24 protein-coding genes are annotated in these 24253 nt (G+C 47.6%); 6 read left to right on the forward strand and 18 right to left on the reverse strand.

Going from position 1 to position 24253, the window contains the following annotated elements; all coding sequences use genetic code 11:
- Positions 1 to 3 precede the first annotated feature (3 nt).
- The 10 genes from fliO to fliF all read right to left on the reverse strand — a co-directional run bounded on the left by fliO (position 4) and on the right by fliF (position 10117).
- Complete coding sequence (gene fliO / locus RF679_RS07980) at positions 4 to 465, reverse strand: flagellar biosynthetic protein FliO (protein WP_309483685.1); 462 nt, start codon at positions 463 to 465, stop codon at positions 4 to 6.
- A complete protein-coding gene (fliN, locus tag RF679_RS07985) occupies positions 462 to 893 on the reverse strand; it encodes a flagellar motor switch protein FliN (RefSeq protein WP_309483686.1) in 432 nt (143 codons plus the stop codon). The genes fliO and fliN overlap by 4 nt, the downstream gene beginning before the upstream one ends.
- Complete coding sequence (gene fliM, locus RF679_RS07990; protein ID WP_309483687.1) at positions 886 to 1899, reverse strand: flagellar motor switch protein FliM; 1014 nt, start codon at positions 1897 to 1899, stop codon at positions 886 to 888. Before fliM ends, fliN begins: the two co-directional genes overlap by 8 nt.
- 4 nt (positions 1900 to 1903) lie before the next feature.
- Positions 1904 to 2401 (reverse strand): flagellar basal body-associated protein FliL, encoded by a 498-nt coding sequence (gene fliL, locus RF679_RS07995; RefSeq protein WP_309483688.1) that lies wholly within the window; start codon positions 2399 to 2401, stop codon positions 1904 to 1906.
- A gap of 259 nt (positions 2402 to 2660) precedes the next feature.
- Positions 2661 to 4862, reverse strand: a complete 2202-nt coding sequence (locus tag RF679_RS08000; RefSeq protein ID WP_309483689.1) for a flagellar hook-length control protein FliK — start codon at positions 4860 to 4862, stop codon at positions 2661 to 2663.
- A gap of 13 nt (positions 4863 to 4875) precedes the next feature.
- Positions 4876 to 5322 carry a flagellar export protein FliJ gene (fliJ, locus tag RF679_RS08005; RefSeq protein WP_309483690.1) on the reverse strand — a complete coding sequence of 149 codons (447 nt, stop codon included), beginning with the start codon at positions 5320 to 5322 and terminating at the stop codon, positions 4876 to 4878.
- Between the two features lie 51 nt (positions 5323 to 5373).
- Positions 5374 to 6765, reverse strand: coding sequence for a flagellar protein export ATPase FliI (gene fliI, locus RF679_RS08010; protein WP_309483691.1), 1392 nt, complete (start codon positions 6763 to 6765; stop codon positions 5374 to 5376).
- The gene (locus RF679_RS08015) at positions 6762 to 7436 is read right to left on the reverse strand and encodes a flagellar assembly protein FliH (protein ID WP_309483692.1); all 675 of its coding nucleotides are present in this window, start codon (positions 7434 to 7436) and stop codon (positions 6762 to 6764) included. The genes fliI and RF679_RS08015 overlap by 4 nt, the downstream gene beginning before the upstream one ends.
- Positions 7429 to 8424, reverse strand: coding sequence for a flagellar motor switch protein FliG (gene fliG / locus RF679_RS08020; protein WP_309483693.1), 996 nt, complete (start codon positions 8422 to 8424; stop codon positions 7429 to 7431). Before fliG ends, RF679_RS08015 begins: the two co-directional genes overlap by 8 nt.
- Entirely contained in the window at positions 8417 to 10117 is a 1701-nt protein-coding gene (gene fliF, locus RF679_RS08025) for a flagellar basal-body MS-ring/collar protein FliF (protein WP_373921749.1), read from the reverse strand. Before fliF ends, fliG begins: the two co-directional genes overlap by 8 nt.
- A gap of 198 nt (positions 10118 to 10315) precedes the next feature.
- Here fliF and fliE point away from each other — a divergent pair, with 198 nt between their 5' ends.
- Complete coding sequence (fliE, locus tag RF679_RS08030) at positions 10316 to 10657, forward strand: flagellar hook-basal body complex protein FliE (protein ID WP_309483694.1); 342 nt, start codon at positions 10316 to 10318, stop codon at positions 10655 to 10657.
- A gap of 14 nt (positions 10658 to 10671) precedes the next feature.
- On the opposite strand, the gene RF679_RS08035 is transcribed toward fliE, so the two are convergent.
- The 8 genes from RF679_RS08035 to RF679_RS08070 all read right to left on the reverse strand — a co-directional run bounded on the left by RF679_RS08035 (position 10672) and on the right by RF679_RS08070 (position 17943).
- Complete coding sequence (locus RF679_RS08035) at positions 10672 to 11430, reverse strand: flagellar brake protein (RefSeq protein ID WP_309483695.1); 759 nt, start codon at positions 11428 to 11430, stop codon at positions 10672 to 10674.
- A 6-nt stretch (positions 11431 to 11436) separates the two neighbouring features.
- A complete protein-coding gene (locus tag RF679_RS08040; RefSeq protein ID WP_309483696.1) occupies positions 11437 to 11754 on the reverse strand; it encodes an EscU/YscU/HrcU family type III secretion system export apparatus switch protein in 318 nt (105 codons plus the stop codon).
- Positions 11751 to 12962: a flagellar hook-length control protein FliK gene (fliK, locus tag RF679_RS08045; protein ID WP_309483697.1), complete on the reverse strand. Its 1212-nt coding sequence runs from the start codon at positions 12960 to 12962 to the stop codon at positions 11751 to 11753. Before fliK ends, RF679_RS08040 begins: the two co-directional genes overlap by 4 nt.
- 5 nt (positions 12963 to 12967) lie before the next feature.
- A complete protein-coding gene (locus RF679_RS08050) occupies positions 12968 to 13306 on the reverse strand; it encodes a flagellar protein FliT (protein WP_309483698.1) in 339 nt (112 codons plus the stop codon).
- A 2-nt stretch (positions 13307 to 13308) separates the two neighbouring features.
- Positions 13309 to 13788 carry a flagellar export chaperone FliS gene (gene fliS, locus RF679_RS08055; protein ID WP_309483987.1) on the reverse strand — a complete coding sequence of 160 codons (480 nt, stop codon included), beginning with the start codon at positions 13786 to 13788 and terminating at the stop codon, positions 13309 to 13311.
- 60 nt (positions 13789 to 13848) lie between these two features.
- A complete protein-coding gene (gene fliD / locus RF679_RS08060; RefSeq protein WP_309483699.1) occupies positions 13849 to 15861 on the reverse strand; it encodes a flagellar filament capping protein FliD in 2013 nt (670 codons plus the stop codon).
- A gap of 122 nt (positions 15862 to 15983) precedes the next feature.
- Positions 15984 to 16364, reverse strand: a complete 381-nt coding sequence (locus RF679_RS08065; RefSeq protein ID WP_309483700.1) for a flagellar protein FlaG — start codon at positions 16362 to 16364, stop codon at positions 15984 to 15986.
- Between the two features lie 91 nt (positions 16365 to 16455).
- Positions 16456 to 17943, reverse strand: a complete 1488-nt coding sequence (locus RF679_RS08070; RefSeq protein WP_309483701.1) for a flagellin N-terminal helical domain-containing protein — start codon at positions 17941 to 17943, stop codon at positions 16456 to 16458.
- Positions 17944 to 18334: 391 nt separating this feature from the next.
- Between RF679_RS08070 and RF679_RS08075 the strand changes: the two genes are divergently transcribed.
- The 5 genes from RF679_RS08075 to RF679_RS08095 all read left to right on the forward strand — a co-directional run bounded on the left by RF679_RS08075 (position 18335) and on the right by RF679_RS08095 (position 24246).
- Entirely contained in the window at positions 18335 to 20533 is a 2199-nt protein-coding gene (locus tag RF679_RS08075) for an O-linked N-acetylglucosamine transferase, SPINDLY family protein (RefSeq protein WP_309483702.1), read from the forward strand.
- Between the two features lie 2 nt (positions 20534 to 20535).
- Complete coding sequence (rfbF, locus tag RF679_RS08080) at positions 20536 to 21306, forward strand: glucose-1-phosphate cytidylyltransferase (RefSeq protein ID WP_309483703.1); 771 nt, start codon at positions 20536 to 20538, stop codon at positions 21304 to 21306.
- Positions 21300 to 22370 (forward strand): CDP-glucose 4,6-dehydratase, encoded by a 1071-nt coding sequence (gene rfbG, locus RF679_RS08085; RefSeq protein ID WP_309483704.1) that lies wholly within the window; start codon positions 21300 to 21302, stop codon positions 22368 to 22370. The genes rfbF and rfbG overlap by 7 nt, the downstream gene beginning before the upstream one ends.
- An 87-nt stretch (positions 22371 to 22457) precedes the next feature.
- A complete protein-coding gene (locus RF679_RS08090; RefSeq protein WP_309483705.1) occupies positions 22458 to 23024 on the forward strand; it encodes a dTDP-4-dehydrorhamnose 3,5-epimerase family protein in 567 nt (188 codons plus the stop codon).
- A 1-nt stretch (position 23025) separates the two neighbouring features.
- The gene (locus tag RF679_RS08095; protein ID WP_309483706.1) at positions 23026 to 24246 is read left to right on the forward strand and encodes a class I SAM-dependent methyltransferase; all 1221 of its coding nucleotides are present in this window, start codon (positions 23026 to 23028) and stop codon (positions 24244 to 24246) included.
- The last annotated feature ends 7 nt before the right edge of the window (positions 24247 to 24253 follow it).

Here is a 24253-nt window from a genome sequence, read left to right on the forward strand (position 1 = left end):
TTCTTAATTGGTGGTTGCGCTGCGCTTGTCGAGTGTCTTCTTGAGCCAATCGGCAAAATTGTTTTGTATTGGTCCACTGGAATCGGGCGTGGCAAGTTCGCGTTTTTCTAATTCTGCGAGCTTGGTAATTTGTTGCGGGGTCACACCGAGGACTAACCACTGATCGGCTACTTCAATCACAATGACTTTCTCTCGATGTCCCAAATTAAGACCGCCAATCACTTTCATTGGCAACTGTTGGGAATGCGCCAAAGGGCCGACACGTTTGAAGAGCCACGCCAAGGCGAGCATCAAGGCAATAACGAATGCTAACGCAGCAAAGATTTGTAATAAGCCTGTACTTGGTGCCACTTTATTCGATTGTGCAGCCGCTTGGCTCGACGTCGTCAGCAATATTAGCGCTAGAGCTGTCGAGACAGACAGCCAATGTGAACGAGCTGAGCGAAAGGATTCCCAAAGCATCATTTATTGAGTTTTCTAATCCGTTCGGCTGGTGTGACAATGTCCGTCAAACGAATACCGAATTTGTCGTTCACGACCACAACTTCACCTTGGGCGATTAAGCAACCATTTACCAGAACATCCATAGGCTCACCAGCGAGGCCATCGAGTTCGACCACTGAGCCTTGTGCCAATTGGAGCAAGTTCTTGATGGCGATTTTGGTACGTCCCAGTTCAACTGTTAACTGAACAGGAATATCAAGAATGAAGTCGATGTCGTTTTGGGTTTGAGTTTGAGGACCTTTGCCAAACTCTTGGAACAGACCTGCGCCGGATGTGACTGCGGGTGCGGCGGCTGCACGTGCCGCAGCTTCAGCATCAGCGCGCTCCTGCTCTGCAATCGCAGCGCCCCAATCGTCTTCGCTGATAGGGGTATCGTTATTATCATCCATTGTTTTCTCCATGCATCATTTCATGAGCGATATCATTGACACTTGAGCCTAATAGTTTTTCGACGCGTAGCGCATAGTTGCCGTTGAAGACGCCATATTTACATTCCATTACCGGAGTGCCATCCACTTTGGCTGATACGATTTCTGGCACACTTAAAGGAATAATGTCACCGACTTTCATATTTAAGATGTCGCCCAAAGTGATGCGAGTCTGACCGAGGTCGGCGACGAGTTCGACTTCTGCAATTTGAATTTGTTGCGTCATCAAACGCACCCAGCGTTTGTCGATTTCTAAGGTTTCGCCTTGCAAACTACTGGTCAAGAGGTCACGAATTGGTTCAATCATTGAGTAGGGCATGCACATATGCATTTCGCCGCTGACGGGGCCGAGCTCAATGGTGAAGGTGGTCGATACCACCACTTCATTGGGCGTTGCAATATTGGCGAACTGAGTGTTCATTTCTGAGCGAATATACTCAAATTGAACGGGATAAACAGGTTCCCAAGACTTCGCATAAGTCTCGTAAATAATCTCGAGGATACGCTGAATAATCCTTTGCTCAGTTTGCGTAAAGTCACGGCCTTCAACACGAGTGTGAAAGCGACCGTCCCCACCAAACAAATTATCCACCAACAGAAACACCAAACCTGGATCGAGTACGATCAAGGAGGTGCCACGCAGCGGTTTCATGTGGGTCAAATTGAGGTTGGTTGGAACGACCAAGTTTCGAATAAATTCGCTGTATTTAGAAACTTTGACAGTCCCAACTGAGACCTCAGCACTGCGGCGCAAGAAGTTAAATAGGCCAATCCTCAGCAGGCGTGCAAATCGTTCATTGATAATTTCTAAGGTCGGCATACGACCGCGAACGATACGTTCTTGAGTCGCCAGATTATACGGGCGAACGCCCGAGGTATCCTCAAGGTTATCGGTTTCGTCTTGGTCGCCAGTCACGCCCTTCAAAAGGGCATCGACTTCTTCCTGTGATAGAAAATTATCAGACACGATGTTATTGCACTACAAAAGAAGTGAAAAATACTCCGCTCACTTTTTGCGGATCGCCTTTCGGGACAAACGGTAAGTTGACCTGTTCGATAATTTCTTCGATCAATTTATCTTTGCCTTCTTGAGTCAAGATTTCATTCGCATCTTTACTCGATAAAAGCATCAGAAGTCGACTTCGCACTTGTGGCACGTTGGCCTTGATGAGAGTGACTTGAGCGTCATCCGGTACCTGTAAGGTCATTTGCACTTGAAGATACTTGTCCCCACCTTCAGATTGCAAATTCACCACGAAAGGTTCGAGGGGAAGAAAGACGGGAGCCTTTGCAACCTCTTCTTTATGTTCCTTCTCTTTGTTCGGTGCTTTTTTCTTTGACAGGAAAAAGAACGCACCACCACCTGCGCCTGCAAGCACGACTACGGCTGCAAGGATAATGACGATGAGCTTCTTTTTCGATTTCGGTGGTGCTGCGCCATCTGCTGGTTTTGCAGGAGCTTTTGACATGATGTCCTCTCGCTACTTCAATTGCATCTCTCTTAGTTAATCATTATCCCGATTTTCTCTTTTTTCTAACCCAAAAAAAGAATGGGATTTCCGCTTTAGCTCATAAATTCAATTGGCGGAACGGTCCAAGAGTTAACTTCAAAAAGTTTCACCAGGGAATTTATTTCGCTGGATTAATTATAGTCGTGTTTAGGGCGTAGCGAAGTTGAGTTTTAAGTAAGTTTTAAAAAAACAATCAATTTGCAACGCAATCTCCAAATTAAACAAAAGTATCAACACTACCGCGTGGAGTCGGAGCACTGCGAGTGGTCGCAGGGCGATTTTGTTCGGCACTATTCTCACGTGCTAGTTCGCGTTGGGATGGCGCCGGGGATCTTTGTTCTGGTCGCTCTTGTTGATGCGATTGTGAGGCTTGAGAATTGACGGAAAAACCTGTCAGTGACACGCCAGCGTTGTCCATCATTTCGCGCAGTCGTGGCGCGGCTGCTTCAATCGCTTCACGAACCTCCATGTTGGAGGATATGAAATTTGCATTCACTTGGTTGTCGTTCAAGCTCAACACGACTTGTAAAGGGCCAAGCTCAGGTGGATTCAGACTCAACTCCGCGCTTTGTTCGCTTCCCGCCACCATCATTATGACTTTTTGACCAATGGCGCGATTCCATTCTTGCGAGCCGAGTTTATATGAAATGAATTCACGCGAATTTTCGGTGATGGTGCGGGCTTCGCTTGTGCCGACTGTTCCAAGGCTTCCGTTTGCGTTTGGAGGTGTTGCATTGTTGATGACCGCATTAGCATTCGCTGAGATTAAAGCACTCGAAAATTTGTTCTCAGAACTTTGTTCTGACAAATTGCGCGCATTGGTCGGTATGCTACCCGATGTAATCGGGTCATTTGTCGTTCTGATGGTGTCCGTCGAGCGCGTACGGATATCCAGATCCGCCTCGTCTTTCGAGTTGCGTGGTTTCTGAGGGCGATTCGGCTCCATGTTCTTCGGCTCAGGCGGCCGTGACATCAGGCTCGTCGAATTTTGAACCACGCTAGTTGCGACGCTATCGCTGGCTTTTTTTTCTAGAGCTGAAGTTTGCAGGGCAGAGTTCTGTTCGTTTTGGTCTATCTTTGAGGTACGATCCTCATGTTGAGCGCTGGCTTGAGTGAGGACTGTAGTGCTGGTGGTCGTCGGATCAGTACCTTGACTGCTATTTGCAGTCAGCAGATTTTCGGATGTCGCATCTTTCGAGAGCACATCATTCAAGGGGCGCGACAATGCATCACGATCAACGTTTCGAGCATTTGATATGCTTAGATCCAAATTCGTTGCGCTGAGAGTGTTTTGTTGCTCAAAGTTTTCCTGTTTTGGGGAGGCTCCTGACCGTAGTAGTTCGCCTGAAAGGGGGGAACTTGTGCCACTTGCAAGCACAGCTTGAGTGGCCTCGTTTTTCAACGAGTTCGTGTCGGAGACGGTGGTTGATCTTACATTTTTTAGATCTTGCATTAGACCTGCACGAGAGCGATCCGCACCGTTGATATTTGTTGTGTCGCTCCCAGCGACAATCGTTGATCCTTTTGCGGTGACCAATCCTTCGATGTTATTTTCGAGTAGGCCCTTATCATCCGCTTCATGGGAAAAGCTTGGACTCGAACTCTCAACTGGCTGACGTGGACTAGGCCTGATATCGACTTTGTTAGTGTCGATGTTTTCTGCACTCAGACGCGGTCTAACTTCCCTTTGGCCGAACGAAAAATTCTCCGTGCTCAAATCCTTGTTTCCATTTTCGATTGCGCTGCTATCGGTCGTGCTACTCAGCTTAGTCTCGATGAGTGCGTCACTGGCTGCATCGGCAATTTGTTGGAAGGAGTTTGTGTCAGCTGGGGGGGCAGAGAATTTACCTTGAACCGCCTTTTCATCACGACCGTCGACATCGACCGGATTTTTGATGCTGGTCTTATCGATTGAGGGATCAGTGTTTTCTTTGAGTATAGGCATTGCATCAGCGATTGCTGGCAATGATGCATCCAAAGATTGGGAATCGCTATCGCCGTTTACAGGACTTTCATCTTGTACTTGATTCTGTTGATGAAGTTTGTGCAAAGTCGCTAACAGTTCGAAGGGAATAATAGAGGAATCTTGAGCGATTTCTGCTGCGTTTTCTTGTGTGTCCTCATCCTCGATTTTTGCTTCGTTCGCGACTGGACTTGTGTCCGATTTTGGTTCTGATGATTTTACTTTTTCGGTGTTTGGCTCGCGATTCCCAGGACGACTCTCGACCCGCTTTTCAGTTTTGTTATTGTTAGCAGGGGGAGGGGACTCGATACGTTTCGGCGCCGTGTTCACTTCTTTCTTGAGGAAAGATTGAAACGTGGTCTTTGGCGCGCCTTGGGTGTCGTTTAAAGCAGGTACTTGCACGGTAGGTGTGCTAGTAGTGAAGCTTGGCAAGCTTGGGACTTTGGATGTTTGCATCTTCGTCTTTATCCTAAGGTTGGGATCGCTTATAGAAGAGCAGGCGACTGGCGGTTTCGTCGGTCTGTTTTTGCTCTCTTTTCGCTTCCTTTTGCTGCTGTAATTCGATTTCTTTTTTGTCTAATTCTTGATAAATGAGGCGCTTTTTTTCACATTCTTGCCATTGTTCAGTGGCAGCTTTTACGCGATATTCCGCATCTAAAATGATTTTTTTTTGTCCGTCGATCGCTTGGTCAAGCTTATTGATAAATGCTTGAAAGTTGGCGAATTGGGCGACGCTCAGTCCTTTTTGCGCCGTATTCTGCAGACGCAATTTATAGTCGTCTTGGTACTGCACCAACATATCAAGCTGGGCAATCGCCTGATCCCGATTTTTTGTCATTTTCCCAAGATGGGTTGTGGCGGATTCGAGTTCGGCTTCTGCTAAATCCAATAAGACCTTAATTTGCGATCTTTGCATTTTCTACTAACGGAGTGACTTAAGTCTCATCATAGACGTTTTGTAGCGTTTCTAAGCTTCGAATAGAGCGTAAAGTCCCTCTAAACTCTCATTTATGCCCGCTTTTTCAACAATCTCTTGTTGAAGAAACGCTTGGATTCTTGGGAATTTTCGAATCGCCTCATCCAACATCGGATCTGCGCCTGAAGAGTAAGCGCCAACATTGATGAGATCACGGCTACGCTCGTAGCGTGAATACAACTGCTTGAGTTTGCGCGAAGCAGCTTGATGTTGTGGTGTGGTGATACCGACCATCGCGCGACTGATCGATTGTTCAATATCGATGGCGGGATAGTGGCCGCTCTCGGCTAAACGTCGATTGAGTACGATGTGTCCATCTAAAATCGCTCGTGCAGAATCTGCAATAGGGTCTTGCTGGTCGTCGCCTTCTGTTAAAACTGTGTAGAACGCGGTAATGGATCCACCGCCAAGTTTTCCGTTGCCGGCACGTTCAACTAAGATGGGGAGCTTGGCAAATACTGATGGAGGATACCCTTTGGTGGCTGGTGGTTCGCCGATCGCGAGTGCGATCTCGCGCTGCGCCATTGCGTAACGGGTCAACGAATCCATGATCAATAAAACGTTTTTCCCTTGGTCGCGGAAATATTCTGCAATGGTAGTGGCATAGGCAGCACCTTGGAGGCGCATCAATGGTGGCGCGTCAGCCGGAGCAGCAACGACCGCGGCACGCGCAAGTCCTTCTTCACCTAGAATTTCTTCGATAAACTCTTTGACCTCGCGTCCCCGTTCGCCGATGAGTCCGACCACAATGACATCGGCTGTTGTGTAACGTGCCATCATGCCGAGTAACACGCTCTTACCAACGCCGGAGCCTGCGAAGAGACCAAGGCGTTGCCCACGGCCTACTGTCAACATGCTGTTAATGGCTCTGACGCCGACGTCGAGCTGCTCTTTAATTGGAGCACGAGACAATGGATTGTAAATTCTAGCGCCAAGTGGTGCCCGCGCACGCGCATGCAAGGGACCAAGGCTATCAAGTGGTCGTCCGTTGGCATCAAGTACTCGTCCCAACAATTCTTCACCGACTGGAAGATGCTTGGTACGGTCGCTGTTACGACGCTGGGGTTTTTCGGAGTCGAAACTTTCAATCGGTGTGATTGGGAAGACGGCTGCACCTGGGACAACGCCGTCGACATCGTTTTGTGGCATTAGGAAAAGTCTGTCGCCATCGAAGCCAACTACCTCAGCTTCGATGTGAACACCACTGGGAAGATGGATGACGCAGGCGCTACCGACAGGCAATTTTAGACCAACTGCTTCCATCACCAAACCCGTCACTTTGACGACGCGGCCAGACACGTTTTCTAGTTGACTATGATTGACCGCTGCAAGGTTCGCTTGCAGTTGGTTTTTCCAAAACACGTTGGCCTCGATAAAGCTCATAAGGTCTCCTGAATAGGTAGACCTATCAATCGATCGGTAAGACTCTTCCAGCGTGATTCGTAGGTGGCATCGATGGTATTCTGTGCGGTTTCGATACGACAACCGGCGCGACTGAGTTGATGATCATCTTGTAATCGCCAACCCTGTGTTTCTAGCCTATCACCGATCAATTCCTTCACTAGCTCACGGTCGTCAGGGTGCAAATAGATGCTTGCCGGCTGTGAAATCGATGGTAGTAAATTGATCGCCTCATGGATGATGTCAATGAGCGTGTCCGGTGCGACTTCAAACTGTCGTTTGGTCATTTTACTGGCGATGGAAACGGCTAATTGAATCAGGTCAGCACCGATGCTTTCACTGCTGGAATCGAGTTGACTCTTGAACTCCTTCGTCAGTTCTTCAAGATGCTCGAGCATTAACTTGGCTTGCTCTTGCATTTCTTGGTAGCCAGCATCGCGTCCCTCGATGAACCCCGTTTCATATGCTTCTTTATAGCCTTCAGCATAGGCTTCTTGTCGAGCTTTTTCCTTAATAGCGTCGATTTCTTCTTGTGTTAAACGAGGTGGTTCAGGCTGCTGCTTTTCATGCTGACTTAGGCGCGCCTCACCGAAGGAAGTGAGCTCCCAGCGTTGGTAAGCAGTTTGCTTCTCTTTGGGAATGACGTTAGACATAGGCGTCATCGCCTTTCGCACCTAACATGATTTGACCTTCGTCGGCTAGGCGGCGAACAATCATCAAAATTTGTTTTTGTTGAGCTTCAACCTCTGACAAACGCACAGGGCCTTTGGATTCTAAATCTTCACGCATCATTTCCGCTGCACGTTGCGACATATTTTTGAAGATTTTTTCGCGCATGTCTGCGTTCGCACCTTTCAGCGCCACGATCAGAGAATCTGATTGAACTTCACGTAAAAGTAATTGAATACCGCGATCATCAATCTCCATAATATTGTCGAACACGAACATTTCGTCCATGATCTTCTCGGCCATATCGCCATCGTATTTGCGCAGATTCTCCATAATGGAGGCTTCATTTTCACCGCTCATGAAGTTCAGAATTTCCGCGGCAGCACGAACGCCACCAATGGATTTTTTCTTCAAGCTTTCGTTGCCAGTCAGGAGCTTGGTCAAGACGTCATTCAATTCACGTAATGCGGTCGGCTGAATACCGTCCAGCGTCGCGATCCGAAGCACTGCATCGTTACGAAGACGTTCGCTAAAGTGATTCAAGATCTCACTGGCTTGATCGCTTTCGAGGTGAACTAAGATCGTCGCAATAATCTGCGGATGCTCGTTCTTGATTAATTCGGCGACCGAAGCAGAGTCCATCCATTTGAGGCTCTCGATCCCGCTGGCGTCTTTGCCGCCTAGAATACGATTGAGCAGGGAGGATGCTTTGTCGTCCCCAAGTGCCTTGGTTAACACGTTGCGAATGTACTCGTCCGAGTCTAGACCAACCGATGAACTTAAATCGGCTTGCTCTTTGAATTCCTCCAGCACTTTAGCAATGGTTTCATGCGGAATCGCACCGATAGTTGCCATCGCTGCGCCGATTTTTTGAACCTCGCGTGGGCCAAGATGTTTCATTACCTCCGCAGCGGCATCCTCACCAAGTGCTAGCATCAAGGTCGCTGCTTTTTGTATGCCTTCGTCACTCATTGCTCACCCATGATTTAATAACGTTTGCGACAATTTTTGGATCACTAGCGGCGAGTTGTTTCGCCATATCCATGTTTATTTCATACGTGGATAGCTGTTTCTTTCCATGCGCGTCCACAGTGCTTTCTAGTTCAACGATGGCACCTTCTTCATCTTCGGCGGCATCTTCAGTTTTTTCAAGTTCTTCTTGCTCTTTCTCTTTTGCTTTGGCCGCTTCTTCCAATTCTTTGTCTTTACCAGTGATCTTGTTTAAGGTTGGCTTTAGATAGGTTCTAAAGATGTAGAACATGGCCAGGATGCCGATCAGGTATTTGCCAAATTCCTTCGCGGTTTGAATGACATCGGCTTGCTTCCATAGCGGGATATCTTCTGCCACGACTTTTTCTGGAGGCGCGAAGGGCGTGTTTACAACGTTGAGTGTATCTCCACGATCCTTATTGAAGCCCATCGCTTCGCGGGCTAGGTCCGTAATTTGAGTTTTCTCAATATCGGTTAGCGGCCGCGTTGTGCTCTTACCATTTTTATCGATCTCAGTCTTGTAGTTCACCACCACTGCTACCGATAAGCGTTTGAGGCCGCCCATGCCTTGTTGCGTGTATTTGATTGTTTTGTCGACTTCGTAATTGACGGTCGAATCGCGTTGCGTTAAAGCTGGCGCTGATGCTGCGGTGCTGGTAGCTGCCGCAGACGCAGTGAGCGGGGCCGTTGCGGGAACCGGCGGCTGATTGCTCAAGGCTCCTGGCACACCAGATGCAGCGTTATTTTTGCCGTAGGACTCACTGGTCTGTTGACTACGAATGCTGGATGCCTCGGGCGGTGTGTTGGGACGATATGTTTCAGCGGCCTGTTCTGTCCTTGAAAAATCGATATCAGCACTGGCTTCAGCGCGGACATTTTGTGCTCCAACAATAGGAGAAATGATCGATTCGATTTTTTTGACAATACCAAGTTGGTACTCTTGGACATACTTCAATTGGCTAGGATCAAGGTTGGGATTGGCGTTTTGTTTGGCCGGATCTGAAAGCAGGTTACCGTTTTGATCAACGATCGTCACATTTTTTGCGGATAACTCTGGAATGCTACTTGCGACCAAATGAATGATGGCGCTGACTTGTTGTTGGTCTAAAACTCGACTTGGGTAGAGGTTCAACAATACCGACGCCGTGGGTTTTTGTTGCTCACGTACGAACACTGAAGCCTTGGGGATTGCTAAGTGCACGCGCGCGCTTTGCACTGCAGACACAGCTTGAATAGAGCGCGCCAGTTCGCCTTCGAGCGCGCGTTGGAAGTTAACTTGTTCCAAGAATTGTGAGATACCCAGTTTTTGGTTTTCCATGAGTTCAAAACCAACGTTGCCACCTTTTGGCAGTCCTTGTGCCGCGAGTTTGAGGCGAACATCATGAACCTGATTTGCCGGTACGAGAATTGCGCTGCCGCCATCTGAGTATTTGTAGGGGACATTCAATTGTTGAAGCGAAGCGACAATTGCGCCGCCGTCACGGTCGTTGAAGTTCGAAAATAAGACGCGATAGTCTGGTGCTTGACTCCACATCCAAATACCGGCCATGATCGCGACCATTAGCGCAGCGCCGACCGATAGCATTACGGTGCGGACGGCTGGTGTTTGTGGTATCCCGAAAACCACCGGAACTGGCGGGGCCTCATTCAGAACGGCTTCATTCATGGTGGCCATAGTATTCTCCGACTCGAACAGGGGGGGTAAGTGTTTGTAGCATTTGACTAACTCATACAGAATTTCTCACGTTAGCAATTGTGCGACTTTTTTTCGAATTCAAACGCTCAAAAAGGCTGGGAATAGCGGCTCTTATCATCGCAATGCGCTTTCATCAAGCTGGTAGAGTGATGGCATCTGAAGAATTGGGAGATGCACATGAGTGTAGGAGGAATTGATAAGAGCCGGATTGACGCCATGGTGCTTCAATTGAAGGCTGCTGCGGCTCGTATGGAGGCCGCGGAGGGCATTAATAAGCCTGTCGACAAACCCAACAAACTCGATTTTGCGGATGCCTTAAAGAATTCGCTTGATGCTGTCAATACTCAACAAAACCAGTCGCAAGAGTTGGGGAAGAAATTTGCAATGGGCGACGATAGCGTCAGCTTATCTGACGTAATGATTTCTATGCAAAAGGCGAGTATTGCGTTTCAAACAACCGTGCAAGTGCGCAACAAGTTGGTTTCAGCCTATCACGATATTATGAATATGCAAATCTAAGGGTATTTCCTACCTTAGATACCGGTGAGCCTTGCGTTGCGCTCACGTTCTAACTTCATAATGTAACGCTGCACCGCAGTGAGCGTTCGATTGGAGAGATTCTTAAAAGCGCAGCCAACACGACGTGTCGTCTTCCCATTGAGCAGCGTCAGTTCTTGCGAGTTGCGGATTTCTAGTTGCGTCACCAGTAGGCCAATGGTCGGCAAGTCGATTTCACAGTCGTCATAAATTTTCCCAACAGTCATATCCAAGATACGACGATCGTCTAAGATCGCGATGCCGCCAGCGCTGATGTCCACCAAGTTAAAACGATTTTTTTCCAACAGACCTTCGCTCTCGATTGGGATCACGCAACGAATTGGGGTGGATACAGGGGTATTGATTCGATAGTTCTCGCGTCGTTGGAGGCGAATCACTGAATTGGGGATTGCCAAGCTCAAAGCTGCGCGGCCCTCGTACTGGGTCTGTTGCAGTTTATTGGCCGAAAACTGGATACTAATTTTATCGAGTAAACCATCAAAAAAAACCACGTTGGAAGCGACCACACGCTGATTGGCGGAATGATCTGGCGCGCTGTCGATAATGATTTGGTTGTTGCTGTCGTCGACTGCAAGAACGGAGGTGATGAAAGCTTCGCCACCATTATTGATCACCATGCTAATCAATTGAGACTTATCTTTAAAGCCTCGCAACAAAGCGATAATCTCACGTCGTGATTCAACTTGGTAAGGGCTTTGATTTTCGGTGCCGAGTGACGGTAGATTTGCTTGCATTTCTGATTATGTGTTTTTTTGTGACGCCACGTGAGCCGCTGGCAATTTGGTCGTTATCTCTGTTTCAATATGGTATAGCCAAGCGAGTAGTTCTGCAACAACTGCATACAGTGCGGGAGGAATACTGTTGTCGAGATCGACTTTCATTAAAAGTGAGACAAGTTCTTTCGATTGGTGGATAAAAATACCATGCTCATTGGCACGCGCGATAATTTCTTCTGCGATGAGGCCGCGCCCTTTAGCAACGACTCGTGGCGCATCGTCATTGAGAGCATCATAGGAGAGAGCAACTGCACTCAGGGGAGGTTTTTGGGGCTCGGTCATGGACAAGAAACTTTCATGCTTTGTAATTTTTGACCCCGCGCATTGAGCGCATCAATCAGCGCTTTCGAGTGATCATGAAGTTCTTGAATGAGTTCAGCTGAAGCCACTTGACAGCGCACTTGACTATGATTTTCCTTGAAATCAATTTCCAACCTGATGTGCCCGAGTGTGGGGAAATCGAGTTCTATGATCGAAGTCGTCGCGGCATGTCCTTCATTTTGTTCTTGGCTTGGACTTGAATTCTTTTGTTCTTCAGAAGGTGGTGGAAAGATATGGAGCTGAAACGGGATACTCGGGCTGAGTTGCCCCTGCCAATGCAAGCCAAGTCCATCTACCAGATCAAGTTGTTGGTGGACAATTTCCGCAAGTTGTTGGTGTTGCTCGACCTTTTCGTCAGTGAGGATCGTTTCTTCAAACTGTAAATCGATTTTTCCTTGTGGTTCAAGTTTGAGCTGATCGATACTACGATTTCCATTAGCCCACTGTGCGACATGTGCTTCGTATGACATACCACTATGGTCGATCTGCTGCTGCAATTGAATTTCGAGCCGACTCGCTAATCCTCGTGGGTTCAACTTTGCGGTCAAATCATCGGTTAGTGGAATTGAACCTTTGATGCTGAGTTTTTGTTTCGATCGTTCCGAGTCTCGCAGAACTGTTCCGATGATTTTTGCCATCTCGCTTAATTGCAATTCGCTGCTTCTAACAGATTGAGGTGAATGGTGCGGCTCGGTGGCGTTTCCCTGACTAAGCGTTTGGTAAAGGTTGGCACCGATGGGCGCGGCGTGGGGTGTTAGTGAAGCGCTGGAATTACTTTTTGAATGGGATTCCGGTAAGGAAACTGTCACAGGAGCTGTCGTGCTTGCTTGGACTTTAGGTAAGTGGTCGACCACCGTGGCAAGTTGCCCATTCTCAAGGGAGAAAACGGGCGAGGGGTGCAGCTGCACCAAGCTGAGATTGAGTTTTTCACCGGGTTTTGTGCCGCTCGGTAAAGCGAGTCTCAGTGGTATTTCGGCGACGTTGGCGATGTAGGTTCCATCCTTTAGTCTGCTGATGACCTCTGCATGCAGGATGGTGCCTCGGGGTAATGCCTCAAATTTTCCCAAAACTTCATTCTTGATCGCTTCGACAGTTTGTACAGCCGATGTTGGACGAACGTTAGTCGAGTTAGCGAGAGTACTGATGAGTCTTGGGAAAATGTCAGACATGTAATTCAGCCCAATTGGTTCGCTCCATAACTTTCAGAGAGCTGGCGCGAATTTCGAGAGCTATTCATGAGTTTGCTCAGTTGCTGCATCCACGGTTCTGTTAAGTCGCGAATAGCCCGGTCATCAGCAAGAATTTGCTTGATGATAGAAATCTTCCTTTGCTTGAGGTCAGATGGAAGATCGGTGCTCGTGTCATGTAGTCTCAAGGTGCTGACATGCGCGCTGCAGTCTGACTCTAATTTTTGCAGTAAATCCCAATCTTCTTGACGTGCTGCTTGGAGCATGCCGGAGGTGATCACTGAAACCTTTTCATAGATCTCTAAAATTTCAAGACTATTCATCATTCTTATGCCTCAAAAAAATTGGAACGGCGTGGAGCAAGAGGATCCTGCGCTGGTACAGGAGGAGGCACGGCCGCGCTGTTGGATTTGTTATCTGGACTAATGGCTTCCCAAGCGGACTTTAGGTCACGCAATAAATTTTGGACTTCTTTTAAGCTTTCAATTTCATTGTTCATGTTGGCATGAATCAGGCGGCTACTCATGTATTCGTAAAGTGCGTCGAGATTTTGAGCGATTTCACCACCTATTTTTTTATCGAGGCTAGCACGCAGACCATTTTCAATAATCGCGATTGCTTTCGATATCGCATGTCCTTTCGCTGCAATATCGCCATTTGATAAATGCTGAGTGGCGTTTGCGATGGCGACAATCGCTCCATCAAATAACATGACAATAAGTTTGTGCGGGCTGGCGGAAATTACTCCCGTTTCTATTCCAACTTTGGCGTAGGCATTAGCGCCTTGATTTTGGGGGTAGCCAAACATTTTCATCATCCTTTTTTTAACTACTTACGGGCGTGTAATCTCGCTGCTCTTTGCGTTTTACTATTTGCTTTGTGTTAGCGCACTCAATTGCTGTGTCAAAAATGAACTAGTCGTATTGAGGTTACTGATCGTCTTATCTAAGGCGGTGAATTGTGCTCTGTATCGTGCTTCAACATCGAACAGCCGATTGTTGAGTATCGTTTTTTGTTTATCAATTTCTTTTAAATTACGATTGATCGCATCTTTTGAACTCGCGAGGGCACCGGTACTTCCATTCGCACTGGAGAGGAGGTCGTTAAGTTGACTGGCGAATCCGCGCGAAAAATTAATGACACCTCTGGCGCCGATGGTACCTCCGTTCACCGTGAGTTTAAGTCCCTCGGTGACTGTTCCAACCGCGCCTGATAAGGTTTGTCCGCTGCCACTCGCAGTTAAGCCATTAATTGTCCCGGCAACATTGAGACCAGAAGTGCCTGAGCTCACAGATCCTGTAAGGCTGGAAATGGTCGTGCCGGTATCATTTGCGAGGATGACATTCGATGTGCTTCCATACGAATCAGAACTCAGTTTCAAAAAACCAGAACCATTGATCGATGCGCTGATTTTTAATCCAGCCGCACTAAACGTACTATTGCCATTGACTGCACTCTGAATCATGCTAGCGAGTTGCGAAGCAGAGTAGGTACCCTCGGTCAGGCTCACCGACGCCATCGTTGAATCGATCGTGAATTTGATTTTAGTGCCGGCTGCAATCGTAGTTGTGCCAGCTGTCAGATCTAGATCACCTGTTAAACTTCCTTGAGTGGCTAGGGTTGTTACATTAATGGCGTACGAGCCTTGAGTGGTATTCGAGGTTGAGCCAGCAAAGCTGACTAAGCTATCTGTCGTTTTGCCTGCAGTAGCGAATAGCCCAGCCACTTCGGAAAAATTGTTGTTAAGCGCGGCGCTTAGTTTTGCCGAATCGAGCGCCATGGTGCCATCTTTTTGAACACTGATTCCAATCGAAGAAAGGGTGGTGAGCCCACCACCAAGACCATTCACGGCTGAATTGAGCACGTTTCTAATTTGGTTTTGTACCCCGAGCGCGCCCGTATCGCCTTGCAAAATACTACCTTTCTTTGCAGCTGCATCGTAGCCGGTAAGTGCTTTGAGGCTTGTTTGTAAATCATTGTAGGCTTTTACAAATCCGTTGACGGAGTTCTGAACGCCAGCAATGTTATTGCTCAGGGAAAGCGTGCTAGAACCTGTCTTCGCTAGATTGATGGTAGTACCTTGGATGACTCCAGTCACTGCATTCGAGGCGCTGGTAACGGCGATGCCATTTGCTGTGAGAGCAGCATTTTGACCTGTCGTTACTTCGGTCAGGTTTTGTGTCCCACTAGGGTCGTAGTTGAGTAGCGATGCAATGCTTGCATCGCCACTAACACTGATCTTGAGGCTAGAAGTAACCCCAGTTTTTGTTGAGCTCAGAACTAGGTGGTAAGGAACAGTTGCACTACCATCACCAACGATCGACGCAGTGACACCTTTACCTGCAGCGTTAATAGCATCCCGTATTCCCTGCAAGGTATTGTTGGTGCTATCGATGGAGATTTCCGCAAGTGCCTGATTCGCATCTTGGGTGAAGGTGGCTCCGGTGTAGACACCAGCACTCGATGTGCCACCGCTAATCGTGCCAAACTGTATGCTGATCGTGGTTGCTGCGCCGCTTCCGATTGGCGTATTCGTCGCTGCTTGACCGGCACTCGAAATAGATTGTGACTGCGCCAGCTTGGTAACGTTGATGTTATAGGTCCCAGGGATAGCAGACGAGGTTGTCGTTGCAGTTAATATCGTGCTATCCGATGAGCTTGCATTGAGATTCTGAAAGCTTGCTAGGTTGTACAGGCCTGGTAAGCTACTCTGAAAAGAACTTAGCGCGCTCGTTAACGTGCCGTAAGCCGTCAACTTTGCTTGATAGCTCGCTTCTTTCTTGGCTAATGTCGTTAAGGGTTGACTCTCAACTTGCATCAACTTGGTGATAAGACCGTTGACGTCGAGATTCGAGCCAATTCCTGTTGATTGAATGCCCACCGTATGCTCCTCGTAGTTGCACGTACTTTACAACAGTAACGGCAGCGGCAAATCAGACTTTAGAAGGCGTTTTACTACTTAATTCAAAAACTTACTGCATAGGCAACTGTAAAAGTAATTCTTTACGCAGTTTGTTTTATTAAGAGCCCTTGAAGCTTGTCGAGTGACTTTGCAATCTCCAACGCTTCTTCACTCGGGATCTGTCGCAAGACTTCTTTAGTTTGTTGATCGACAACTTTAACTACGACGCTACCTTCGCCGCCATCGACACTAAATTCAAGATTCTGGGATGTACTTTGAATTGTTTTGTTGATCGCTTTGACCGCTTCGTTAATTTGTTCAGTCGTATAATTTTTCTGTGCTTCACCGGAGCGACTCACAGGGTTAAATGACTCAGCTGGTGCGGCGTTTTGCGTTGCTGCGACAGCTTGTGGTGCCGGCCGATCACTGGTTTGTGTGACGAGTGATGCAGAACTTGAACCACCGATTGCTTGGATATTCATGATGATCTCCTTAAGCGAAAATGCCCCTGATCAAAAACTGACCAGGGGACTTCTTTTTTTCATCAATGTGATGTTACGGCATCATCATTAATTATCCACGGAGGAGTGCAAGTACACCCTGTGGCAACGAGTTCGCCTGAGCCAAGATCGCAGTACCTGCTTGTTGCAAGACCTGACCACGAGTCAACGCAGCTGTTTCTTGCGCGAAGTCTGCATCACGGATACGGCTACGAGATGCTGTCAAGTTTTCTGCATTGGTCTGGAGGTTCGACACAGCAGAGGAGAAACGATTCTGATATGCGCCCAAGGAAGCTCGAGATGAGTTGATGTTTTGCAAGGCAGCGTCAATCGTCGTCAAGGCCGCGGTTGCCCCGGCAGCGGTCGACAAGTTCAAGGAGGATACACCCGCACCTACCGTGACCGTTGCAGATGAGTAACCACCTGTTAAGTTCGCAGCTGTCAAACCGGTACCAGTTCCGTTAGCTAAGGTAATGCCAGCTGAGCTTGTGGAAGACAAAGAGAGCGTCGATGTTGAGATGTCCGTTGCACCAGTCGCAGATACCGTGATACCTGTATTGGCAGCAGCTGCAGCAGCATTTGTCGATGCAGTTACTGTGATATTGCGTCCGTCCGCTGCGGAAAGAGCAACCGCGCCAGTTGTTGTGTTGAAGGTCGCAGTAACACCTGTTTGATTACTGATCGCGTTCACGGCAGCCGCGACTTGAGCACCACGTTGTGCACCAGAAGTGGAGGCGGACAACGCACCCAAGTTCACACCATTAATTGTAATGTCGCCAGAAGCAATCGCAGTTGCGGAAGTTGATGCTGTACCAGCGATGGTAGTAGCGCCTACTGTTGCTGTTACACCAGTGCTACCACTGATCGCATTGATTGCAGCAGCTTTCGCGATGCCGCTACCAGTCGCATTTGAGAACGAAACACCGTCCGAAGCGGATGCGCCAACTTGATAACCGTTGATTGACAAGTCACCTGCGGACAAGGCTGTTGTTGTTACCGCGCCTGCGCCGGCAACTGTTGTTGCGTAAGAAGAACCTGCGCCCACACCCAAAGCAGAGGACTTAGCACTCGCGATCGAGGAAATTGTGATTTGATCGTTTGAAGTGCTGTTTGCACCGACTTGGAAGGTTTGTGCTGAGAAGGAGCCATCGAGCAAGTTCACACCGTTGAAGTTAGTGCTGCTGGCAACACGGTTGATCTCAGCGATAATTTGGCTTGCTTCGTTGTTCAACGCCGCACGATCAGAAGCACTGTTACTGCCGTTTGCAGATTGTACTGCGAGGTCACGAATACGTTGCAAGTTTGCACCGATTTGGCCCAACGCACCTTCAGCTGTTTGAGCGAGGGAGATACCGTCATTGGCATTACGAGCAGCTTGATTTAAACCGCCGATTTGAGAAGTCAGACGTTCAGAGATCGCTAAACCAGCGGCGTCGTCTTTTGCGCTGTTGATGCGCAAGCCCGAAGACAAGCGCTGTAAAGATGTATTTAAGGCGCTTTGTGATGTGCTCAAATTGCGTTGGGCATTCAAAGACGCGATATTGGTATTGATGATAGACATGATCATTCTCCTAAGTAGTTAACCAACTCGACGATTTCATCGGATTACATTCTGTCTTGTTGACCATTGCACCGTCGTTGAGTCAGGTAACGGAGGGCATTTAAAAAAATTGAGGAAATTGCTGTAAATAAATATCGATTTTTGTGCTCAAGTTTTTTGCCTAAGGTCGCTTGACGACATGTTTTTGAAATACTTAAGGGTTAATTTGAAGATCTTTTGGGGCTCTTTTCGACTAATCTGGAGCTTCCTTTATTTGTAAAATGTTACAAAAATCAGTTGAGGAAAGTTAGTTTGTGTCTTTTTTGCATGAACATTTCTGGTTAACGCTGTTGTTCTTGTCGGGAAACAGTTGAACTGGTAAAAGTAAGGAATCGCCCACAATGAGGATGCAATGAGTAAATCGAACGCTAATCCAAGTGAAGTTTTGCGAGCCGCCCAGGCTTCTCTCAAGTTCGGGCATCACCAAGAAGCGATTCAGTTGATCCAAGGGCTTCTTGAAAAGTTTCCTCTTCATCTCGCATCGCATAAATTTCTCGCAAAAATTTTTGTCGATTCCGGTCAATCGGTCGACGCGGTGGCTCATTTGCAAGTAATTTTAGGGCTCCCTAAATATGAGCAGGCCGACGTCGCAGCTTATTACGCATGTCTAAACCAGATGATTGCAGGGCGAAGATTCTCGGATTTAGAGCACGCATCCAGTTGGTTGTCGAATCGTCGTCCCAATGATGGGATTGCGTGGGACTTTCTCGCAATCGCAGGACTTGAACAATATAAATATCCGCTTGCGCTAGAGGCAGCGTCAAAAGCAATCAAGATTCTTCCTGAAAACCCCCATGTGTTGAACAACCTTGGGTGTGCGTTGACTTCACTCGAGCGATGTGCGGAGGCGATTGAGGTCTTGACCAAAGCAAGGCGAATCGCGCCAGAAATGGCAAACGTTCACAATAATTTAGGCAATGCATATCGCTTTATTGGACGGTATGAAGAAGCTTTGGATTGTTTTGAGCGGGCCCGTCAACTGGCGCCAAATGCACCCTATATATATAACAATTTGGGTTTGACCTATCGCTCCCTCGATCGGTGCGATTCGGCGATTGAGGTTTATCACCAAGCACTCAATTTGCAGCCTGATTTGTTTCAAGTTTATCCAAATCTGGTTGAAGCTTACCGGCATTCAGGTAAGGTAAGAAAAGCTATTGAGGTCGGGCAAACGGCGCTTGAGCTCACCCAAGATCTGCCGGAACTGTGGTCCGCCTATGCGGATGCTTTGCGCGATGGCGGCTATTTGGATGAAGCGATTGAGGCGAATATTCGCGCCATTTCGTTCAAGACCGATGACGAGTCAAGTTTTAATCGCAAGGTGTATACCAACATTTTGTTTTGCTTGAACTACCATCCAGATCTCGATGCACAGGTGATTTATAACGCCTATAAGGAATTTGATACGCGTTTTGCGCAAAGCTTGATGCAAAAATTCAAAGCCTTTACGCACGAGAAACGTGTCGATAAGCGCCTTAAAGTTGGCTATGTCTGTCAGTCTTTTTACAATCAGGTTTGTAAGTACTTTTTGATTCCACTGTTAGAGAAACATGATCGCTCACAATTTGAAATCTTCGCGTATGCGCAGATTCCGTTTGAGGACGAGACGACTCAACATTACAAAAAGATCGTCGATCACTGGATTCCCATCAGAAGCATGACGGATGATGAGGTTGCCGAACGAATTCGTCAGGATGGAATTGATATTTTGATTGATGTATCTGGGCATACGAATTCCAATCGACTACTCGTGTTCGGCCAAAAGCCAGCGCCAGTGTCTTTACATTGGTTGGAATATGGATACACGACGGGCCTGAGTGCGATCGATTATTTTATGACGGATGCTCCTAGTGTCGAAGGCGACTGCGATCATTTATTTTCAGAAAAATTGTGGCGCTTGGATGGACCCGCTTATGTGTATCGCCCCGATTTGCGTTTGGCCGACTTGAACGAGTCACCTGCTGCTCAGTCTGGTATTGTGACTTTTGGCAGTCTCTCGCGCATTGTCCGTATTAATCATCGAGTGGTCCGCATTTGGGCGGCAATTCTAGATGCGATGCCCAACTCACGCTTGGTGATTAATAGTGGTGATTTTAAAGATCCTATTGTTCAAGAGGACATGGCAAATCGCTTTATGCAATATGGCATTGCACGTGAGCGCCTTGATATTGGATTCTCAAGCCCATCTTGGGAAGTATTACGCAAAATCGATATTGGTCTGGATTGTTTTCCACATAATTCAGGTACGACTCTTCTCGAAACCCTTTTTATGGGTATCCCTTTTGTGACTTTGCAGGAGAGACCATCCGTTGGCCGTATTGGCTCAAGCGTATTAGTTGGTGCGGGGCATCCCGAATGGATTGCGCGTACCGAAGAGGAGTATGCGCAGAAAGCACTCATCCTAGCGCATGATATCGGGGGACTTGCCAACATGCGTCGGACGATGCGACAAGAGATGCAAAAGTCACCCCTGATGGATGAAGAAGCGTTTGCCAGATCTGTTGAGAAAGCGTTCAGAGGAATGTGGACGCATTATTGCGAAAAGGAATAAAGATGAAGGCTGTCATTTTAGCGGGGGGCTTGGGCACGCGCATCTCTGAAGAGACGCATCTGAAACCAAAACCGATGATCGAGATAGGGGGAAATCCTATTCTATGGCACATCATGAAATCTTATTCCTCTTATGGCGTGAACGAATTCATCATCTGCTGTGGCTATAAGGGGTATCTCATTAAGGAGTATTTCGCCAACTATTTCTTGCACATGTCCGATGTGACGTTCGATCTCAATAATAATAGTATGGAAGTGCACGAACATCATGCTGAGCCGTGGAAAGTCACCTTGGTCGATACGGGCTCGGAAACCATGACTGGCGGACGACTAAAAAGAGTCGCCTCTTACCTCAAGGGGGAAGAAGCCTTTTGTTTTACCTATGGCGATGGTTTGTCGGATGTCGATATCGGTGCCGAAATCGAATTCCATCGGCAGCATAAAAAACTCGCGACGGTTACTGCTGTGCTACCGCCAGGCCGGTATGGAGCATTACAAAGAAATGGCGATGTTGTCGAAGGATTTATTGAAAAACCACGCGGCGATGGTGGATGGATTAATGGTGGATTTTTTGTATTGTCCCCCAAGGTGATTGATTTTATCGAGGGGGATGCTACGAGTTGGGAGGCTGAGCCGCTCACAATGCTGGCTCAGCAAGGCGAGCTCCAAGCGTTTGAACATTCTGGTTTCTGGCAACCTATGGATACGCTGCGTGAAAAAAATCTATTGGAAGATTTGTGGCAATCGGGGAGCGCGCCGTGGAAACGATGGTGACTTCTCAAACCAAACGACGTTTGCCGAACCCGCAATTCTGGCGTGGGCGTAAGGTGGCATTGACTGGCCATACTGGGTTTAAAGGAGCATGGTTGTCCTTGGTGCTTGAGATGTTGGGGGCGAAGGTGAGCGGAGTTGCCTTAGCGCCGATGGGCGAACGTAATCTATTTGATGCGGCCCGCATTGATCAAAGAGTCAATGGACAGTTTTCTGATATTCGTGATTATCCTCAATTGAAGAACTGGCTACAAAGCACTGAAGCAGAGGTTGTCTTGCATTTGGCCGCCCAAGCTTTGGTACGCGAGAGTTACGCAGATCCGATCAAGACGATGACTACGAACTTTAATGGTACGCTGAATGTATTGGAAGCCTTACGCGAGGTGCCTGGTTGTAGATCGGTGGTCGTCGTAACTACAGATAAGGTTTACCGTAACCTTGAAAATGCGCAGGCATTCGTTGAAGACGATCCGCTGGGTGGTCATGACCCTTATAGCGCAAGTAAAGCCGCATGTGAGATTTTGGTGGAAAGTTATGCGAAATCTTTTCTGACGGATCTTGGAATAGCATCAGCGCGCGCGGGAAATGTGATTGGCGGTGGAGATTGGGCTGCGGATCGCTTAATACCCGATGCGGTGCGAGCGTGGCATTCGAACCAACCTCTTTCCATTCGACGACCCGAAGCGGTGCGTCCATGGCAACACGTGCTTGAACCTATTTGTGCTTATTTAGTACTGGCGGAACATTTGTATTCATGTACTCCCACTTTTTCTACATTTAACTTTGGACCATCGTCGGAAAGTCATGTCTCAGTACGCACTGTCATTGACCAAGCCAGTACATTTTGGCAAGGTAGTTCGGTTGCTTATGCGTCGGAACTTCAAGGCCCTCATGAGGCAGGGGTGCTGCACCTTGATTGTGGCAAGGCTAAACGAGAACTTGAGTTGACGCCGCTGTGGGAGATCTCGAAATCGATTGAAAAAACCATGTGTTGGTATCGTGACTTTTATCATGGAGACGACGCATTCAATTTGTGTATGAGAGATATTGAAAGCTACTTGTGCTGAATGCGGTCGCTATGAAAATTCGTGGAAATCCTAGAAGTCGTAAAAGTCGTAGAAATAGTAAATAAAGTTTGTGAGAATCCTAGAAAAATGACAGTTGCTCAAGCCTCTTTGTTTTGCACTCCAACTCCGATTGCAGGTGTGATGGTCGTGAAACGCATTCAACGTGGAGATCAACGAGGGATGTTTGAGCGTATGTATGACAAAGATTTGCTGGCCTCATTCGGATGGACTAGCGACGTGGTTCAGGTTAACCATAGTGTCACCCGAGGAAAGGGGACTGTACGCGGTATGCATTTTCAGCGAGCACCTTTTAGCGAATACAAATTAGTCAGTTGCTTAGTTGGTGAAGTATGGGATGTGGCGCTCGACTTGCGTCGAGGATCACCGTCTTTTTTACAGCATTTCGCAGTGAAATTATCGCCACATGAGGCCAATGCTTTGCTGATACCACCCGGTTGCGCTCATGGTTTTCAAACACTGACGGAACAAGTCGACATGCTTTATTGCCACAATCAGCCTTATATGAAATCTCATGAGGATGGAATTAATGCCAGTGACCCTCGCTTAAATTTAGTTTGGCCACTTGAGATCACTCAACGTTCAGAGCGTGATCTTGAGTTCGCTTATCTGACGCCATCATTTGAAGGAGTATGACGTGAAATGCCGCCATTGCGCTAATGAGCTTCATGCTTCATGCCTCGATCTGGGAACTGCGCCACCATCGAATTCGTATTTGTCGTTGGAACAGCTATCAGAACCTGAGCTTTATTTCCCACTAAGATTGCTATTTTGCGATCAGTGTTATTTGGTACAGACTGAGGACTTTACTCGACGAGAACTTTTGTTTTCTGAGGATTATGCTTATTTCAGTTCATATTCGAGCTCTTGGTTAGAGCATGCTAGAAAATATGTCAGTGCGGTATGTGAACGTTTCGCGCTAGATCAAGAAAGTCTCGTGGTCGAAGTAGCGGCGAATGACGGTTATCTTCTTCAATATGTTCAGCAACGGAATATCCCGTGTTTAGGAATCGAACCCACAGAAAGTACAGCACAGGCGGCGCGTGCAAAAGGGATACGTGTTGAATCAGTCTTCTTTGGAGTTGCGAGTGCTCGTGAACTTGCAGGGCGGGGGCTACAAGCTGATTTAATGGTTGCAAACAACGTGTTGGCTCATGTCCCTGATATTAATGATTTTGTTGCTGGCTTCGCTGTCTTACTGAAGGAGAATGGCGTCGTCACTTTTGAGTTTCCCCATTTGTTAAATTTGGTTCGTTTCAATCAGTTTGATACGGTTTATCACGAGCACTTTTCTTACCTATCCCTCAGTGCTGTTCAAAATATTTTCAGTGCAAATGGATTGAATGTATTTGACGTTGAAGAGCTATCAACCCATGGCGGTAGCCTTCGTGTGTACGCGCAAAAATCATATGTGCAGCCGTTGGCAGATTCCGTCGAAAGAGTATTGGAACTCGAACGCAGTGCTGGCATCCATACAGCGCATTTTTACCAAGATTTTCAAGCTGCCGCTGAGGGAGTAAAGAATGCACTCATCAGATATTTAATCGACTGTAAATCTCAAGGCCTGAAAGTCGCTGCTTATGGCGCGGCAGCGAAGGGGAATACATTGCTGAACTTTGCGGGTATTCGTCACGATCTTCTTTCTTTTGTGGTCGATAAGAATCCGCAAAAACAAACTCGATTTTTGCCTGGGAGCCGAATTCGTATTGAGAAACCTGAGGCGATTGAGATGGAGCGACCAGATCGCGTTCTGATTTTGCCATGGAATCTTGAGAATGAGATCTGTGATGAGATGGCGTTCATTCGGAGTTGGGGCGCGAAGTTTGTCTTGGCCGTGCCTCATTTACGGGAAATTTGAGGTGGAT

Source organism: Undibacterium cyanobacteriorum (assembly GCF_031326225.1).
GTDB classification, from domain to species: Bacteria; Pseudomonadota; Gammaproteobacteria; order Burkholderiales; family Burkholderiaceae_D; genus Undibacterium; species Undibacterium cyanobacteriorum.